Source organism: Flavobacterium sp. UBA7680 (genome assembly GCF_002482975.1).
Classification (GTDB): domain Bacteria; phylum Bacteroidota; class Bacteroidia; order Flavobacteriales; family Flavobacteriaceae; genus Flavobacterium.
Map to the genome: position 1 here is coordinate 1 of NZ_DLHA01000061.1, position 18,211 is coordinate 18,211.

Genomic DNA, 18,211 nt, shown 5'->3' on the forward strand with positions numbered 1-18,211 from the left:
GCGGTTTCAACCGCTGGAACACAAAGAGATTAACGGGCTATATTAAAAACTATAGAATTTAAACATGAATAAATTACCAGGCCAAGGAGGAATTACCAAAAAAATAACCATAGCAAAAGGAAAAGTAAATCGTAAAAAGTTTGCCAGACAAGTAGCAATAGGATTATATCATTTGGTAAACCAAGTCAGTAAAAAAAAAACTATTGAAATGGAGGTTGCCAGTTTCTCCTCATTCAATGATTTTCATGAGCAGGTCTTGTCTGTTTTATCTTTTATTCGCTACGTAGGAAAACCAATTAAATGGACACTTTATTCAGACGGTACACATACTCAGGCACAAATAAACCAACTCGAAAGCAATTTTGATTTCCTTAAAGTAGCCGAAGGACTCGACTGGAGCGAAATAGAATCCTTAAAAGGTTTATGCAAAGAAGAATTAGAACCTTATGAAAACTACCTAATCGATTATGCAAAAAAATATCCATTAGGAAAAAAACTGTTTTACTATTTAAATCATCCAATCGAAAAACCAACACTATTTATAGACTCAGATATTTTGTTTTATGAACACGCCAATGTTTTAAAACTGATACTAACAGAAAAACCCAAAGCAAACGGCTGGTATATGCCAGATGTAAGCTGGGGTTGTTTAGACAGCCGTTACAAAGCCCTAAATTCAGAACAAATATATCAGGTAAACTCCGGTTTTATTTTTGCCAATGAAGCTTTTAAGAACATAAAAGAATCCTTAGATTTTTTTAAAACCTATAATTTCACCTACGAATATTTTAGCGAACAAACTGTGTACCATCATTTGCTAAAAAATAATTCCTATATGCCTTTGACACCTAAAACCTTCATTTTAGACTCAGGCGATCAATTTGATTTTTCCTATTTATTCAGTCCAAAACAAATGGCCGTTCGGCATTATACAGGACCCGTTCGCCATAAAATGTGGCAGAAAAATTATAAATGGCATTTAAGCTTATAAACCGATATAGATGAAAAAAGGTATTGTTTTAGTGGCCAATTTAAAAAGTCAGTGGTACAGCGAAAACCTAATTTATTCCATTAGAAAAAGTGGCTGTACATTACCAATTCGGTTAATTCATTTTGGAGGAGAAAAAGTAAATTCTCAATACATCTTAAACGAAGTTGAATTTTTAACCGTAGAAGATTTTTCGGAAGAAGCCAGAAGTTTTATAAAAAACCTGAGAAGCGTTTTAACAGAATGCCCAATGGGATTTTTGTACCGCTTTTTAGCATTCTTTTCCGATTGGGACGAATTTATTTATACCGATAATGATATCGTGGCGCTAATGAATTGGGAACGTTTGTTTGAATTTGCAAACGGACATGATTTAGTTCACGCCGATACAGAATATACAACCTGCGGCATACACAATTATTTGCAGCCCGAAAAAGTAAAAGAAAATTTCGGAAAAGACAGTTTAAATTCAGCCATTACAGCCGGACACATATTAGTAAGAACAAGTTCAAAAATGATTGCCGATATGAACGCCGCTGTAGAATGGTTCAAGCAGCATCCAGAAATTCCAAAAAAACACGACCAATCTTTATTGCATATTGCTTCATTATTAGGAGATTGGAAATTACTCAATTTATGTAAACCTCCATACAATTGGCTCAGTTCATGGTCTGGAGATTATACCAATAGTTTAGATTTAATTCATGCCATTCAGGGCGGATACAAACAAAACACAGACTCGTACAAAATTTGGTATTCGCAATTGTCTGAAGAATCTAAAACAGTCGTTAACAAACAATCTTCTTTCCGAGCTTTAAATGTACCAATCAGTCATTTGCATTATTCCGGTAGAGGCCGTCTGGGAGCAGAATCAATCGACGAATTAATGTATTCCAGCCAGACGGATAAAGAGCGAATGATGAGTTTATACAAAGTACAAAGCTCTGATTTGTTTTGTATTACCTATATCAAACATCAATCAAAACGAGTTACAAGAAGACTTAAACGCATCTTAAATTTATAATACTATATGATGAATGCAGCAGTTTGCACTATTTTCGAGGGTCACTACCATTTTGGAGTAGCTGCACTTTCTAATTCACTATATCAAAATGGATTTAGAGGCAATATTTATGTAGGTTATCGAGGCAGATTACCCAAATGGGTATTAAGAGGCGAAAAGGAAACAATTGGCAAATGGAAAGAAGCCATTGTCCTAACTCCCGTGCAGGAAATAAAACTAATTTTTCTGCCAATTGTGACCAACTATAATATGGCAAACTACAAGCCGGATTTTATGCTCGAACTATGGGAAGGCCCGGCAAAAGAAGCAGATGCCATGTTTTATTTTGACCCCGATATTGTAATAAACGATTCATGGGCGTGCTATGAACAATGGATAAACTGCGGCGTTGCACTTTGCGAAGATGTTAATTCACCTTTGCAGGAATTTCATCCCCGGCGGCAAGGCTGGAAAAACTATTACAAACACTACCATATCGATTTACACTTTAAAAACGCCATTTATGTAAATGCCGGTTTTGTTGGACTTCTTAAAAAAAACAGCTCCTTTTTAAATCTATGGGTTCAGATGCAGGAACTTATGGGACCTGCAATTGGAGGTTTGGAGAATTCTATTTTTCTAAACCAATCCTATAATTCAACGGTTTTAAAAAGAGAAGGATTCCAGATTTTTGATAAACCAGATCAGGATGCTTTAAATGTAGCGATTGAAGTTTATAATGACCCTGTAAGTTATATTGGAAAAGAAGGAATGGGTTTTTCTGAAGGTGATTCAACAATGTCACACGGAATGGGAAGTCCAAAACCTTGGAAAGCACACCATTTATTAAGAGCCGCTCAGGGAAAAATCCCTAGAAATTTAGATGTTATTTATTGGAAATATTGCAGTGAACCCATATTGGCACATTCTAAATGGGAAATTACACGAAAATTAATAGGCATTAAAATAGCCAAAGTTATTGGAAGATTCTATAAAGTGTAAATTTTTTTAAAACGGATAAAAAATTATGATTCCAAAAACAATTCATATTTGCTGGTTTAGTGGTGAAGATTATACGCCATTTATAAAAGAATGTATGGCTACATGGAAAATTCACCTGCCTGAATTTGAGTTACGAATATGGAATAAAGATAGTTTTGATTTTGATTCGATTCCTTTTGTAAAAGAAGCTTTTCAGGCAAAGAAATGGGCCTTTGCAGCAGATTACGTTCGTTTATATGCCTTATATACCGAAGGCGGTTTATATTTAGATTCGGATGTTAAAATACTGAAACCATTTAAGGAAACTTGGTTTGATTATGATTTTTTCAGCGCGCACGAAATACATCCGGGTTTGTTTGAAGATGCAGGCGGACTTAAACAATTAAACGCTTCTTATTTACCTGTAAACGGGGAAACTATTACAGGATTTGCAGTTCAGGGAGCAATTTTTGCGTCGGTACCAAATCACCCGTATGTCAAAGATTGTTTAGAACAATATAAAAACCTGCAGTTATTTGGTGAGGACGGAACTATGAATTTAAAAAAAGTCATAATAGGTTCTGTAATAACTCCGGTTGCCGAAAAATACGGTTATACGTACCAAAATAAAGAACAGATTTTAAGAGAAAATATGCTGATTCTTCCGGCTAATATTCTAGTAGGAAATTCTATTTATTTAGACAGAAGATCCTACGCTATTCATTTAATAAACGGAAGCTGGCGCGGAAAAAAAGGCATTGAAAAATTCCTGCATTTAGTCCGGAACCATTACCCCAGATTATTTCCCGTCGTCAATTTTATTGATAAAAGCGTTAAAAAAACCTATCGTACATCAAAATATCTCAAAACAATTATAACAAAACATACATCCATCTGATTGACGAGAAACTAAAAAAACTCCCTATAAAATTCAATAATTAAATCACGAAATGGAAATACTCTTCATATGCGGCTCTGCAGAAATTGGTAACGATGGAGTAGGCGATTATACCCGCCGCTTATGTGGTAAACTTATAAAATCCGGCCACGATGCACAGATTTTATCTTTATGCGATCACGAAGCAGTTTCATTTACCAGTGAAACTCAGGTTGTAGAAGAAACTCCCGTAATCGTACATAGAATCCCAGTTGCTTCGCCAAACGACCAGCGTTTAATTTGGCTGCAAAAAATCCTGAAAGATTTTGAACCCGACTGGATTTCGCTGCAATACGTTCCGTACAGCTTCAACCCAAAAGGATTGCCGTTTTGGCTTCCTTCATACTTAAAAAAAATTAGAGGAAATCATAAATGGCATATTATGTTTCATGAATTATGGCTGGGAATTGATACCGAATCTTCCATTAAGCACAAATGCATTGGAAAATTACAGCAGGTAATTGCTAAAAAAATAGTTCACAATACAAAAACACATTCCATAAATACCCAAAATAAATTATACCAATTCTTTCTTCAATCTCAAAATATCAAAGCAGAAGTTTTGCCTATTTGCGGTAATATTCCGTTAACAGCGGTGAAAAAAGAACCAATAGAATTTGCTCAGTTTGTATTATTTGGCACCATTCATAACGGAGCTCCTTTTGAGGATTTTATCAAAGATTTAAGCAATAATGCTGATAAGTTTGAAAAACCTATAAAATTTGTTTTCATCGGCAAAAACGGCCCTGAACTTACAAATTACACAACGATATTAGAAAAATACAATATCACTTATGAAGTTCTGGGCATACAATCAGAAAATATAATATCTCAGGTTTTGAGAGACAGCGATTTTGGAATATCAACAACTCCGTATTTTCAAACAGAAAAAAGCGGTGTTTTTGCAGCGTACAAAGAACATCAAATCAATACGATTTGTGTTTCAAGAAATTGGACTCCAACAAAAGGACAATATGTGATTCCGCAGATTATTAAATACGAAAAAAACAATCTGAATATAACACCGCAAAATGTTGAGGTTTCAGACATAAATGGAATTGCTGCGCAGTTTATCAATTCAATTTCTGCAGTATGAAATTATTGGTTTCACATCCAACTTTAAACGCCAATTCAAAAAATCTCGTAACAGGTTTATTGAAAGAACAGCAGCTTTTTAAACTGTTTACTTCAATTGCTATATTTCCCGGACAGCTGTTATTTAAACTTGGAAATAATCCGAAATTAAAAGATTTAAAAAGAAGAAGTTTAGACGAAACCTGGCAGCCTTACACACGATCAAAATCCTTTTTTGAATTGGGACGTTTGCTGACTTCAAAATTCAAATTAGATTTTTTAATAACACACGAAAAAGGTTTTTTCTGTATTGACAAAGTCTACCAAAAACATGACAAATGGGTTGCAGATAATTTAGCCGAATTAAAAAAAGAAGGCCTTTTAGGCGTTTATGCATACGAAGACGGCGCTTTATCAACGTTTAAAGCAGCAAAACAATTAGGACTTTACTGCATTTACGATTTACCAATTGGGTATTGGAAAAGCGCCCGATTATTAATGCAGAAAGAATTTGACATTAATCCGGCTTGGTCAGATACGCTTATAGGCTTCAATGATTCACTAGGGAAACTGAGTAAAAAAGATGAAGAATTAGCTCTCGCAGATGTAATTTTTGTCGCCAGTAGTTTTACCAAAAAAACATTAGAAAACTACAAAGGAAACCTGCCCGAAATAAAAGTAATTCCATACGGATTTCCGGCAGTTACCAGAAAAAAATACTACGAACCTCTTTTCGATAGAAAGCTTAAAATTTTATTCATTGGCGGTTTATCACAGCGAAAAGGAATTTCCTATTTATTTGATGCAGTCGAAAAAATGGAAGACAAAGTTGAGCTGACCATTGTGGGACATAAAGCAGTATCAAATTGCGAAGCATTGAATCAGGCTTTAGAAAAACACAACTGGATTCCGTCATTATCTCACGATCAGGTTTTAGAGTGTATGTACGAACATGACGTATTTGTTTTTCCGTCTCTTTTTGAAGGTTTTGGACTCGTAATTACCGAAGCCATGTCGCAGGGAATTCCGGTTATTACAACCAATCGTACCGCTGGCCCGGATTTAATAGAACACGAAAAAGATGGATGGATTGTTCCCGCCGGATCTTCAAAAGCCATAAAAGAAGTTATTACTCAAATACTCGAAAAACCCGAAATATTGGAACAATTTGGATTTGCCGCTCAAAACAAAGCACAAACCAGACCGTGGTCAGTTTATGGAAAAGAAATGGCAGATGCACTTTCTTCATTAAAAGATTTTGTAAACAATTAGAAAAATGGACACCCCAAAAGAACAAGATTTAGAACAATCTTATAAAACCTTAAAAATCGCTATTTGGCTGTATTTTTTACTTTGGGTTTTTGAAGGCGCTCTCCGCAAATGGATTCTGCCAAGTCTGGCTACGCCGCTTTTAATTGTGCGTGACCCAATTGCAATTTTCATCATTATAAGAGCTTTTTATCTCGATGTAAAATTTATAAACGGCTATGTCGTTTTAAGCGCCATTTTTACCTTATTAGGTTTAGCAATTACGCTTACTTTCGGGCACGGAAATCTATTTGTAGGCCTTTATGGAGCAAGAATTATGTTGATTCATTTTCCGCTGATTTTTATAATTGGAGCTGTATTTAAAAAAGAAGATGTTCTTAAAATGGGACGTGTCATGCTGGCTACCAATATTTTAATGACCATCATTATTTATCTTCAGTTTACAAGTCCGCAGACTGCTTATATCAATACAGGTTTGGGCGGAGAAGGAAGCGCAGGTTTTGATGGCGCAATGGGATATTTCAGACCATCGGGAACATTTTCGTTTACCACAGGATTATCTGCTTATTATATTTTAGTTTCAGTATTTGTGTTTTATTTCTGGCTATCAAAAGAAGCCTGTTCTAAACTTTTACTTATTTCCAGTACTATCGCCTTAATAATTGCTTTACCGCTAACCGTGAGCAGAACAGCCGTATTAGGCGTTTTACTAGTTGGATTTTTTGCTTTTGCAGGATCTACAACCAGTGTGAAATCATTAATACGATTAATATCGACCGTTTTAGTAATTGTAGTTTTATTTATGGTTTTACAAAAAACAACTTCCATTTTCAATTTAGGAACTCAGGTTTTTATGAGCCGTGTTGATACTGCAAAAGGACAAGAAGGAGGATCTATTGTAATGCGAACCATAAGCGGATTTACAGAACCGATCACAACATTATTAAAAGCTCCTTTATTTGAAGGCAATTTAGGAATGGGAACCAATGCAGGCGCACAACTTTTAACAGGCCAAAGAAAATTTTTAGTTTCAGAAGGCGAATTAAATCGTGTGGGCGGAGAACAGGGACTTATTTTAGGCGGCGGTCTTGTCGTTTTGAGATTAGTTTTAGCCTTTGGACTTTTTTTTAGTTCTATAAAATTACCCGGAAACTATAAACTACTGCCTTTAACATTTTGCGGAACGGCTTTGTTTTTAATCACCCAAGGTCAGTGGGCACAGCCAAGTATGCTAGGCTGCGCGGTGCTTGCCACAGGTTTATTACTGGCTGGTATGAACATCAATTTGAAAACAGAATGATGAAAATTGTCCTTTTTACGCATCCTTCCTTTACAGCTCATCAAAGCATGCCGCGCTATGCCAATATGCTGCTGAACGGAATGAAAGAAAGAGGACATGAAGTAGCAGTCTGGAGTCCGAAAGCGAGATTTTACAAACTTCCTATAATGAAATCATTTAAAAAATGGCTGGGTTATGTGGATCAGTATTTTGTGTTTCCATTAGAAGTAAAAATAAAATTACGCAATTCATCAGAAGATACTCTATTTGTGTTTGCAGATCAGGCGCTTGGGCCATGGGTTCCGCTGGTAAAAAACAGAAAACATGTGGTACACTGCCATGATTTTTTAGCCTTAAAATCGGCATTAGGAATGGTGCCTGAAAACCCGACATCGTTTACCGGAAAGCTGTATCAAATTTATATTAGAAGAGGTTTTTCAAAAGGAAAAAATTTCATTTCCATTTCAAAAAAAACACGACAAGATTTACACCAATTGCATTTGGGAGAAATTACCAATTCAAAAGTATGTTACAACGGATTAAGCCGTCCGTTTTTTTCTCTGCCAAGAGAATCTTCACGAGATTTATTAGAGTCAAAGTTCAATATACTTTTATCTCAGGGTTATATCATGCATATTGGCGGCAACCAATATTATAAAAACCGACAAGGTGTTTTGGAGATTTACGAAACCTGGAGAAACTTGTACAATACAAATATACCTTTGGTTTTAATTGGTGAAGAACCATCAGAAGAATTAAATCTTCTGCACAAAAAATCACCATTCAAAAACGATATTCATTTCATCACAAACCTATCAGATGAACATGTTAATAATGCTTATTCCGGAGCAATTTGTTTATTGTTTCCGTCATTAGATGAAGGTTTTGGCTGGCCTATTATTGAAGCAATGGCTTCTGGATGTCCGGTAATCACAACCAATAAAGCTCCAATGAACGAAGTAGGCGGAATGGCTGCTTTTTACATTGAGAAAAAACCAGCAGATCCTGCACAATGGCAGCAATGGAAAGAGGAAGGCGCAAAAACAATCGAAAAAGTATTGAAATTAAGCCGGCCTCAGCAAACGGAAACAATTGAAAGATCATTTACCCAGTCGCAAAAATTTACTACTGAATATTTCCTTGATGCTGTCGAAGTTATTTACAAAGAAATAAATCAAATTGTATGAAAGTAATCCATTTTATTGCGGGGATTGATAAAGGCGGCGGAGGAACTACGGAATATATGCGATTATTAAGCACAGCTTTATCAAAACATATGGAAATAGTGGTGGCAACAAAAAAATCGGCTCATCCTATAGATATTCCGGGTATTCGAATCAAATTTTTTGAAGGCGGTATTTTGAGATGGTTTGATATGCTCGAAGATTTTAGAATTTTTTTACAAGCAGAAAAACCGGATATCGTTCATATCAACGGAATCTGGAGTCCGCAAAATTGGGGTTTTCAAAAAGTAGCTCAGGAAGAAGGCATCAAAATAGTACTTTCTCCACACGGAATGTTAGAACCCTGGATAATGGGGCATAACCCTTGGAAGAAAAGATTAGGATTGTTTTTATATCAAAAAAAAGCGATTCAAAGTGTTTCATTTTTACATACAACTGCCGAAATGGAAGCGCTCAATATTCAGTATTTAGGATTTAAACCGCCCATTTCTATAATTCCAAATGGTATTGATTTAAATGATATTAAAGGAATTAAAGAATGTTACGGAACAAAAAAAATGGTATTTATATCCAGAATTCATCCCAAAAAAGGAATTGAATTATTGCTTGAAGCCTGGCGTCATTGCAATACTAAAGATTGGTCTCTTGAAATTGCCGGAAATGGAGATAAAAATTATATAACACATTTAAGTAACAGTGCCAGAGATCTTAAAAATGTAAATTTTGTAGGCGCAAAATACGGTAACGAAAAATGGGATTTTTTACGATCTGCGGATGTTATGGTGCTGCCAACGCACAGCGAAAATTTTGGAATTGTAATTGCAGAAGCACTGGCTCTTGGAGTTCCGGTAATTACAACACAGGGCACGCCGTGGGAAGATTTAGAAATACACGAATGCGGCTGGTGGATAAATTTATCGGTTCCTAATCTCGAAAAAATCATTACGCAAGTATTGAATACAGCAGCTTACGAATTAGAAAGTATGGGCAGAAAAGGAAGAAGACTTGTGGCAGAAAAATATGAAATTAAAGCTGTTGCCAATCAAATGAACGACTTGTATAAAAAAATACTTAATTAATTACAGTTTTGGATTTATCTACTTATAGTCATTCTTTTAGCTTAAAAAACAAAATTTCAAGATTGATCTGGAATTTTGCACGACTGATTATATTTCGCCCATTTGCTTCCCGTTTTTTTAAAACATGGAGAGTTTTGGTGCTGAAATGTTTCGGTGCAAAAATAGATTGGTCGGCGCATGTGTATGCCTCCGTAAAAGTATGGGCTCCGTGGAATTTAGAATTGGGCAAAAATTCCAGTTTAGGCCCTAAAGTCGATTGTTATAATCAGGGGAAAATAAGTATTGGCGATAATACCATAATATCACAAAAAGCCTATTTATGCGCCTCTACCCATGATTATACTAAAAAAGATTTTCCTTTAATATTAAAACCAATCACAATAGGAAACGGCGTATGGATTGCTGCCGATGCTTTTATTGCGCCGGGAGTTTCTGTAGAAAATTATGCTGTTGTAGCCGCCCGTTCTGTAGTGATTAAAGATGTTGAGGAAAATTCCATAGTAGGAGGAAATCCTTCCAAATTAATAAAATTTAGAAGCTTTGAATAAAATTCCAATTTCCGTAATCGTTTCTGTCAAAAACGAAGCTCAGAATTTACCCTCATGTCTGGATAAATTAAAGCGATTTTCCCAACTAATTGTGGTCGATTCAGGAAGTACTGATGATACTATAATTATTGCAAAAGCAATGGGAGCCGAAGTATTGCAATTTCAATGGAATGGTAAATTTCCTAAAAAACGCAATTGGGCACTGCAAAATGCAAATCTTCTTAACGAATGGATTTTGTTTCTCGATGCTGATGAATTTGTTACCGATGAATTTGTCAACGAAATAGAACATAAAATCCAGGATCCCATTTATAACGGTTTCACGATTCGTTTTGAAAACTATTTTATGGGAAGAAAACTCAAGTACGGATACGGGTTTCAAAAATCGGCACTTTTTAAGAAATCAAAAGGAGCTTACGAAAAAATAGAAGAAGATTTATGGAGCCATCTAGATATGGAAGTACACGAACATCCTATTATCGAAGGCAAAGTAGGTGTTATCAAAGCAAAAGTGGTGCATAAAGATTTTAAAAATCTGGAACATTATATAGACAAACACAATGCTTATTCTAGTTGGGAAGCCCAGAGATATTTACAAATCAAGAAATCGAATAACACGCTTTTATCCTTAAATCAAAAAATTAAATACGGACTTCTTAATACAGGATTGCTTCCTGCGGTTTATTTTTTTGGAGCTTACTTTTTAAAGCTGGGTTTTTTAGATGGAAAAGAAGGATTTTATCTGGCACGTTTTAAGTCACATTACTTTTTTCAAATTCAAACAAAAATTGATTTAATCAAAAATAAATAGAATTATCATGAAAAGAATTTTGATAACGGGAGGAGCCGGATTTGTAGGTTCACATTTATGTAAAAGATTATTGAATGAAGGAAACGAAGTAATTTGTCTCGATAATTACTTTACCGGAACCAAATCGAATATTATTGATTTAATCGATAATCCGTATTTTGAAATGGTACGTCACGACATCACAGAACCTTATTATGCTGAGGTCGACGAGATTTACAATTTGGCTTGTCCGGCATCTCCGGTACATTATCAGTATAACCCAATAAAAACCATAAAAACATCGGTTATGGGCGCAATCAATGTATTGGGATTAGCAAAACGCGTTAAAGCCAAAGTTTTACAGGCGAGTACAAGTGAAGTTTACGGCGATCCTTTGGTACATCCGCAAACCGAAAGTTATTGGGGACACGTAAACCCAATTGGAATTCGCTCTTGTTATGATGAAGGAAAACGCTGTGCCGAGACTTTGTTTATGGATTATCACAACCAGAATAAAGTGGCCATTAAAATAATCAGAATTTTTAATACTTACGGCCCAAACATGAATCCCGCAGACGGCAGAGTGGTTTCTAACTTTATTGTTCAGGCTTTGCAGGGAAAAGATATTACCATTTTTGGAGACGGTTTGCAAACTCGTTCTTTTCAGTATGTCGATGATTTAGTCGAAGGTATGATTAGAATGATGGCTTCAGATCGTGATTTTTTAGGCCCGGTAAATCTCGGAAACCCAAACGAATTTACGATGCTTGAACTGGCGCAGGCCATTATTGAATTAACAGGTTCATCATCAAAAATCATTCATCTTGGTTTACCGCAGGACGATCCCAAACAAAGACAGCCGGATATTTCTCTAGCGCATAATAAATTAAATGGCTGGAAACCTCAAATAGAATTACGAGAAGGTTTGACTGCTACAATCGAATATTTTGACCAATTATTGCTAAATCAGGCAAAGCCTTCTTTTTCACAATTTCCTTATTAAGGAAATAATATAAATAATTTTCAACTTAAAACTTTGACTTTTAGGGGTTTTAACGACAATTGAGGCGGTTCATCGAGAACTTTTTTTAGTAGAAATCTTTTGTTTTAGTTTTATATGGAAATTATGTAACATTTTTATCCTAAAGTATAATTACTGATGAAAATTACCATAATTACAGTGTGTTACAATCGTAAAGGCACGATTGAAAAAGCGATTCAAAGTGTGCTTTCACAAAATTATCTTGATATCGAATACATCATTATCGATGGTAATTCTAAAGATGGAACGCAGGAGATTATAGAATCTTATAAAGATCGAATCTCCTACTATATTTCAGAACCTGATAAAGGTATGTACGATGCCATTAACAAAGGTTTTAAACTGGCAACTGGAGATGTAATTGGTTTAATGCATTCTGATGATGAGTTTTACGATCGAAAAGCGATTTCAAGAATTGCAGCTCGTTTTGAAAATGATAATACTATCGACGGAGTTTACGGTGACGGAATTTATGTTTCCAATGATAAAGAGGAACGTTTAATCCGCGATAGAATAGGAGGCGTTTTTAGTCTCAAAAGAGTGAAAAAAGGATGGCTGCCCCTTCATCCAACGGTTTATTTAAAAAAAACTGTAATTGATAAACACGGTTTATACAACCTTGATTTTAAAATAGCATCAGATACCGAGTTTCTGCTTCGCTATTTGTACAAGCACAAAATTAATATGAGTTACATCGATGCCTATATCGTAAAAATGAGAATGGGCGGCATGAGTACCAGTTTAAAACGTGCTTTTGAGGTTTTATACGAAGATTATAAGATTTATAAGTTTCACGGTCTGGCAGCAATATTTGTTGTCTTTCTTAAAAAAAGCATCGCTCTGAGGCAGTATATAGTTCATTAATAAAAAGATAAATATTGATTGGTCAGTATTTTCTTCATCATAGTGAACATAGGTCTTAAGCAGATTTATTTCAATAGAATTTAGAGTAATTAAAAACACTAAAATATACTACGATGAACATGAAGAAAATTTTACTTCCGATATTTTTATTGCTTTTATTAATGCTTCAGTCTTGTACCACAAAGAAAGAAATGCTGTATTTACAAGATTTAGACAGCTATGCAAACTCGACCTTAGTTTATACATCGACCAAAATACAGCCCAACGATATTTTAAAAATTGATGTAGGAGATCTTAATCCTGTGGTAGCGGCACCTTTTAATATGAATGTGGGAACTACCAACGGACAAACTTCTGTAGAAATGATGAAATTATCAGGTTATTTAGTGACTCCGCAGGGAAATATCATGATGCCTATTTTAAATGAAGTGAAAGTAGGCGGTTTAACGCCAACTAGTGTAGAACAAAAAATAAAAGAACGCTTAATAGGCGAAGGTTACTTAGTAAATCCTACCGTTCAGGTTAGAGTGCTCAATAATAAATTTACCATTTTGGGAGAAGTAAATTCACCCGGCGTAATTCCTTTTAGCGAAGAATCTATCAGCCTGCTCGATGCCATAGGACTGGCAAAAGATTTAACCTATTCAGCCGTTCGAAAAGATATAAAACTAATCAGGGAAGTGGACGGAAAACGTTTGGTTTTTCATATTGATCTAACCACAGCTTCCTGGATGAACAATCCAAATTTCAGAATCAGGCAGAATGATGTTATTGTGGTTGAGCCTAATAAATTAAAAGCAAACAGCGGCGGTTTAATCAAAGATCCTATACAGGTTTTGGGGATAACAGCTTCTCTTTTAGCTGTCGTTTTACTTATTGCGCAGTGATAAAGAAAAAAACAGCTTGAAATTATGTGTTATGAATACTGTTGTATAATTAATTGAATAATTATGGATTTTAAAAAAGAATTTTTAAAGTATCTCAAGTTTTGGCCTTGGTTCCTGCTTAGTTTAATTTTATGCGTAGGTGCAGCATTCATTTTTATCAAAATAGTGCCGCCAACGTACCAGACTTCGGCTATGATTTTTTTGGATAAAAAACAAGAAGACAAAACGAAAATAATAACGATTAGTACTGATCAAAAAAATAACGAAGATAATTTAGACGACGAAATCAGATTGATTACATCCAATGAGTTTTTGCTGGGTGTAGTAAAGAATTTGAAACTAAATGTGAGTTATTTTGAAAAAGTATATACGACACAAAATAATGCTGTAAACGAAGTTCCCTTTGTTTTAAAACTAACGGTTTCCAGAGATTCTTTACCTCAGGTTTCGTATGAAATTAAAGTAGATAAAGGCGGATTTATTATAACTGATCCTGTTGCAGAAAAAAAATTCCGCGTGAATGGATATGATGGAAAAGAAGCGGTAAACGGTCTGCCATTTAAAATTAGATTAGCCTCAAAAGCAAAGAAAAACGCATCGTATTATTTTGATAAAGAATATAAAGTAAATCTGGAACCCACAGATGCTGCTTTAAAAGAATTGAAATCATCGCTTATCGTTTTATCCGATGAAAAATCAAAAGGAACAATCGAACTAAACCATATTAGTTCTGATCCTGTACGTTCCAGAAAAATATTAAATGAAATTATCGTTTTGCTGGATAAAAGCATTGTAATCAACAAACAAAAAACGTTTACCAATACGGTTACTTATTTAAATCAAAGAATAAAAAGTTTTACCAGAGAAAAAGATTCTATCGAAAGTGTAAAAGAAAGATACCTGCAAAACAATGAAATAGGCGTAATGGACAATTATATTGCCGAAAAAACCGCCGACAGAAGCCAGAAAACGGAAAGTTCTTTACTCAACGAAAAACAAATTTCACTTGCCAATTATGCCATTAACGACATTAGAAAAAGAGACGCCGGCCAGACTTTAGGCACCAATTATAATTTAGAATCATCGATTGTCAATCAAATGCTTTTAAATTACAATACAAAGCTCATGGATAGTGAATTAATCTTGCAGAGAGCACAAAAAAACAATCCGGCCTATATTACTTTAATGACGCAGTTAAGGGTTTCAAAACAAGAAATATTGAATTCTTTAGAAGGCTATTTAAACTTTCTGAATCAAAATAATATTGTCAATAAAACTCAGGAAACTATTGCGGCTTCAAAAATCAAAAACATACCTACACAAGATAAAATATTGGGTAACATCAATAGCAATCTTAGTATGAAGGAAGAAACTTATGTGGCATTGTTACAAAAAAAGGAAGAAGCAGTTTTGAACGGAGCAATTCTGGAATCCAACTTAAAAACCTTAAACGCACCAGAAACGAATTATTCAGCCATTTTTCCTCAGCCTAAATCCTTTATGCTTGGAGCGTTTCTGTTTGGTTTACTGCTTCCTTTCGGGATAATATACGTTCGTTTATACCTTGATACCAAAGTACATAACGAAGAAGACATTCAAAAAGTCATTGCCAATATTCCTATTCTGGGACATATTCCTAAAATAAATACCACCGAAAAGTTAGAAAACACAGCGACTTCTCATTCCTTAATTGCAGAGGCAACGCGTACTTTAGTTTCAAATATTCGTTACCTGCTGCACAAAAAAAAGGAAGACAAAGGAAATATAATCTTGTTTACGTCTTGTATTCAGGGAGAAGGAAAATCCTTTTGTGCCTTTCATAATGCGGTAACCATTAGTAACCTTAATAAAAAAGTATTGCTGATTGGAGTTGATTTAAGAAATCCTCAATTGCATGAATATTTCAACATCAATAAAAATGTATCAGGTCTTACCAATTATCTGGCGAATAAAAATGATGACTGGAAAGAATTTCTGCAAAAAGACACTAATTATTCTAAAAACCTTGATATTCTGCTCGCCGGTGAAGTTCCTCCAAATCCCTCTCAATTAATAACCAATTCTAATTTTGAAGCCCTAATTGAAGAAGCAAAAGATCTCTATGACTTTATAATATTAGATACCGCCCCGGTACAAATAGTGTCTGATACGCTCAATTTTAGTCATTTGGCAGATGTTACCGTATTTGTTGTAAAATACGATTATACAGATAAGAGCAATTTAGTTCAGGTAAATAATTTTATTAAAAAAGAGCAACTAAAGAATGTTGGTATTTTGATCAATGCCGTAAATATGAAAACGGCATACGGATATGGTTATGGCCGAAACTACGGTTATCAGTATCAGGAATTGAAAATAAAGAGACCCTGGTACAAAAGAAGTCTTAGAATAAAAGAAGCCTAAGTTTATATTTTTCCCCGCCGCAAATTCACCCCAAATACTAAAAGCACATTTACTAAAAAATTAAAGAGTGAACAATGTTTCAAAAAATAGTTCTGTTGATATTGCTTTTCGTTATTGGTGTTGTTTTCTATTTTTCCTGGCTCCCCGATCCCAGTTTAAGAACCGAAAGTTATTTGCCAAGATGGCTTTTAAACTGGAGTAATCATTATTACAATCTGCGTACTGCTGTTCCTTTTTTAGCCGTTGGTTTTCTGTTAGAAGCATATGTACAGCAAAAGAGTTCAAATGAAATAAATCAAAGCAAAAATTTAAACTTTATACAAAACATAGGCATCGCCGCCATAATTGTTTGTATAGCCGAAGGAGGGCAGTTTATAGTTCAAAAAAGAAACCCCGATATCATGGATGTTTTTTATGGAATTATAGGAAGTATAGCAGGAGGATTGTTTTACAATTTATTCAAAAAATTTAAAAAATGCGAAACAGACATAAATTTACCTTCATAATTTGCTGTGCAATTGCAGACATGATCGCTATGATACTTGGTACTATAGTGTTTTTGAATTTTGCAAATGAAGAAAAGATTGGCTGGAATGCTTTGTTTCTGGATAAGATGATTCCAATTACAATTTTAAGCTGGTTATTCTCGGTAACTTATTTTCAATTGTATAGAATCGATGTTCTATTTAGTTTAGAATATTTTTTCCGCAACAGCTGGCGTGCCTTTTTTACACAAAGAATCTTGTGGCATAGTTATATTTTTATTTTTCAGGACAACGTTCTTTACTTTTTTGGAAGCCGGGCAAACCTGTTTCAATTGAGTTTTTTGCTGTTCTATTTTCTGCTGTCCAGAATTTTATTTACGCTGGTAATAGGAGAAATTAAAGGATGGGTTTTTAAACAATATACAGTTGCCATATGGGGATTTAATAAAACCAGTATTGAGTTAGCCTCACATCTGGAAACGAATTCTTTTTTTATTCAATTTGTGGGTATTATAAACGAAAATGCCCCCGCAGATTATAAAAGCAATGAAGAATTTAGCGAAGCGCTTTCTGAAGCCATTCATAACGCATCCAGAGATAATATTAATGAATTGTACATTGTATCGAAGCCTGATTTTATTTCAGATTTAAACTATTTTTTTGAGCTGGGTGACAAATATTGCATGCGTTTAAAATTTGTTCCTGACTTTTCATCCATATCAAAGAAACATTTTAACTCCAGCCATTTAAACAATTTTCATGTTATAAAGCCCCGCTTTGAACCGTTACAAAATGCTTATAATCGATTGATTAAAAGAATATTTGATATTATTTTCAGCCTTATGGTGATTGTTTTTATCATGTCTTGGCTTTATCCTTTATTAGCCATTTTGATTAAAAGACAAAGCAAAGGCCCAGTTTTATTCAGACAAATGCGAACAGGTAAAAAGAACGAACCCTTTTGGTGTTATAAATTCCGAAGTATGTATATGAATTGTGGTGACGAAAGCCAGCAGGCCAGAAAAGGAGATTCGAGAGTTACGCCAATTGGTAAGTTTCTACGAAGGACAAGCTTAGACGAAATGCCTCAGTTTTTTAATGTTTTGATGGGAAATATGAGCATTGTTGGGCCGCGCCCGCATATGATAAAACACACAACAGATTACAATTGTCATATCAATAATTTCATGGTTCGCCATTTTGTTAAACCAGGAATTACAGGATTAGCTCAGGTTTCGGGACTTAGGGGAGAAACCAAAAGGGTAGTCGACATGAAACGCCGCGTTACTACAGACATACAATACCTGCAGCGCTGGAGTTTAATTACAGATATTAAAATTTGCCTATTAACCGTTATTGTGACTCTGAAAGGAGATAAAAATGCTTTTTAACTTAAAA

17 protein-coding genes are annotated in these 18,211 nt (G+C 34.7%); all 17 read left to right on the forward strand.

What is annotated here, in order from left to right; all coding sequences use genetic code 11:
* The first annotated feature begins 64 nt into the window (after positions 1-64).
* The 17 genes from B3C18_RS25450 (at position 65) to B3C18_RS25530 (ending at position 18,204) form a co-directional block, all read left to right on the forward strand.
* Positions 65-991, forward strand: a complete 927-nt coding sequence (locus B3C18_RS25450) for a hypothetical protein (protein WP_291153570.1) — start codon at positions 65-67, stop codon at positions 989-991.
* Between the two features lie 10 nt (positions 992-1,001).
* Positions 1,002-2,012, forward strand: coding sequence for a hypothetical protein (locus tag B3C18_RS25455; protein ID WP_291153572.1), 1,011 nt, complete (start codon positions 1,002-1,004; stop codon positions 2,010-2,012).
* A gap of 6 nt (positions 2,013-2,018) precedes the next feature.
* A complete protein-coding gene (locus B3C18_RS25460; protein WP_291153574.1) occupies positions 2,019-2,993 on the forward strand; it encodes a hypothetical protein in 975 nt (324 codons plus the stop codon).
* Positions 2,994-3,018: 25 nt separating this feature from the next.
* Positions 3,019-3,870 (forward strand): glycosyltransferase family 32 protein, encoded by an 852-nt coding sequence (locus B3C18_RS25465; protein ID WP_291153576.1) that lies wholly within the window; start codon positions 3,019-3,021, stop codon positions 3,868-3,870.
* Between the two features lie 52 nt (positions 3,871-3,922).
* Positions 3,923-5,005: a hypothetical protein gene (locus B3C18_RS25470; RefSeq protein ID WP_291153578.1), complete on the forward strand. Its 1,083-nt coding sequence runs from the start codon at positions 3,923-3,925 to the stop codon at positions 5,003-5,005.
* Complete coding sequence (locus tag B3C18_RS25475) at positions 5,002-6,255, forward strand: glycosyltransferase family 4 protein (protein ID WP_291153581.1); 1,254 nt, start codon at positions 5,002-5,004, stop codon at positions 6,253-6,255. The genes B3C18_RS25470 and B3C18_RS25475 overlap by 4 nt, the downstream gene beginning before the upstream one ends.
* A gap of 4 nt (positions 6,256-6,259) precedes the next feature.
* On the forward strand, positions 6,260-7,552 hold the full coding sequence (locus B3C18_RS25480; RefSeq protein ID WP_291153584.1) for a hypothetical protein: 1,293 nt from the start codon (positions 6,260-6,262) through the stop codon (positions 7,550-7,552).
* Positions 7,549-8,718, forward strand: a complete 1,170-nt coding sequence (locus B3C18_RS25485) for a glycosyltransferase family 4 protein (RefSeq protein ID WP_291153587.1) — start codon at positions 7,549-7,551, stop codon at positions 8,716-8,718. Before B3C18_RS25480 ends, B3C18_RS25485 begins: the two co-directional genes overlap by 4 nt.
* The gene (locus tag B3C18_RS25490) at positions 8,715-9,794 is read left to right on the forward strand and encodes a glycosyltransferase (protein ID WP_291153590.1); all 1,080 of its coding nucleotides are present in this window, start codon (positions 8,715-8,717) and stop codon (positions 9,792-9,794) included. Before B3C18_RS25485 ends, B3C18_RS25490 begins: the two co-directional genes overlap by 4 nt.
* Before the next feature lie 137 nt (positions 9,795-9,931).
* On the forward strand, positions 9,932-10,342 hold the full coding sequence (locus tag B3C18_RS25495) for a putative colanic acid biosynthesis acetyltransferase (protein WP_291153592.1): 411 nt from the start codon (positions 9,932-9,934) through the stop codon (positions 10,340-10,342).
* Entirely contained in the window at positions 10,335-11,153 is an 819-nt protein-coding gene (locus B3C18_RS25500) for a glycosyltransferase family 2 protein (RefSeq protein ID WP_291153595.1), read from the forward strand. Before B3C18_RS25495 ends, B3C18_RS25500 begins: the two co-directional genes overlap by 8 nt.
* 7 nt (positions 11,154-11,160) lie before the next feature.
* Positions 11,161-12,135, forward strand: coding sequence for a UDP-glucuronic acid decarboxylase family protein (locus B3C18_RS25505; RefSeq protein WP_177178035.1), 975 nt, complete (start codon positions 11,161-11,163; stop codon positions 12,133-12,135).
* A 156-nt stretch (positions 12,136-12,291) separates the two neighbouring features.
* On the forward strand, positions 12,292-13,038 hold the full coding sequence (locus B3C18_RS25510) for a glycosyltransferase family 2 protein (RefSeq protein WP_291153598.1): 747 nt from the start codon (positions 12,292-12,294) through the stop codon (positions 13,036-13,038).
* Between the two features lie 113 nt (positions 13,039-13,151).
* Positions 13,152-13,925 (forward strand): polysaccharide biosynthesis/export family protein, encoded by a 774-nt coding sequence (locus B3C18_RS25515; RefSeq protein WP_291153601.1) that lies wholly within the window; start codon positions 13,152-13,154, stop codon positions 13,923-13,925.
* A gap of 63 nt (positions 13,926-13,988) precedes the next feature.
* Positions 13,989-16,328, forward strand: coding sequence for a polysaccharide biosynthesis tyrosine autokinase (locus B3C18_RS25520; RefSeq protein WP_291153605.1), 2,340 nt, complete (start codon positions 13,989-13,991; stop codon positions 16,326-16,328).
* Positions 16,329-16,402: 74 nt separating this feature from the next.
* Positions 16,403-16,834: a VanZ family protein gene (locus tag B3C18_RS25525; RefSeq protein ID WP_291153608.1), complete on the forward strand. Its 432-nt coding sequence runs from the start codon at positions 16,403-16,405 to the stop codon at positions 16,832-16,834.
* Positions 16,804-18,204, forward strand: coding sequence for an exopolysaccharide biosynthesis polyprenyl glycosylphosphotransferase (locus B3C18_RS25530; RefSeq protein ID WP_291153611.1), 1,401 nt, complete (start codon positions 16,804-16,806; stop codon positions 18,202-18,204). Before B3C18_RS25525 ends, B3C18_RS25530 begins: the two co-directional genes overlap by 31 nt.
* The last annotated feature ends 7 nt before the right edge of the window (positions 18,205-18,211 follow it).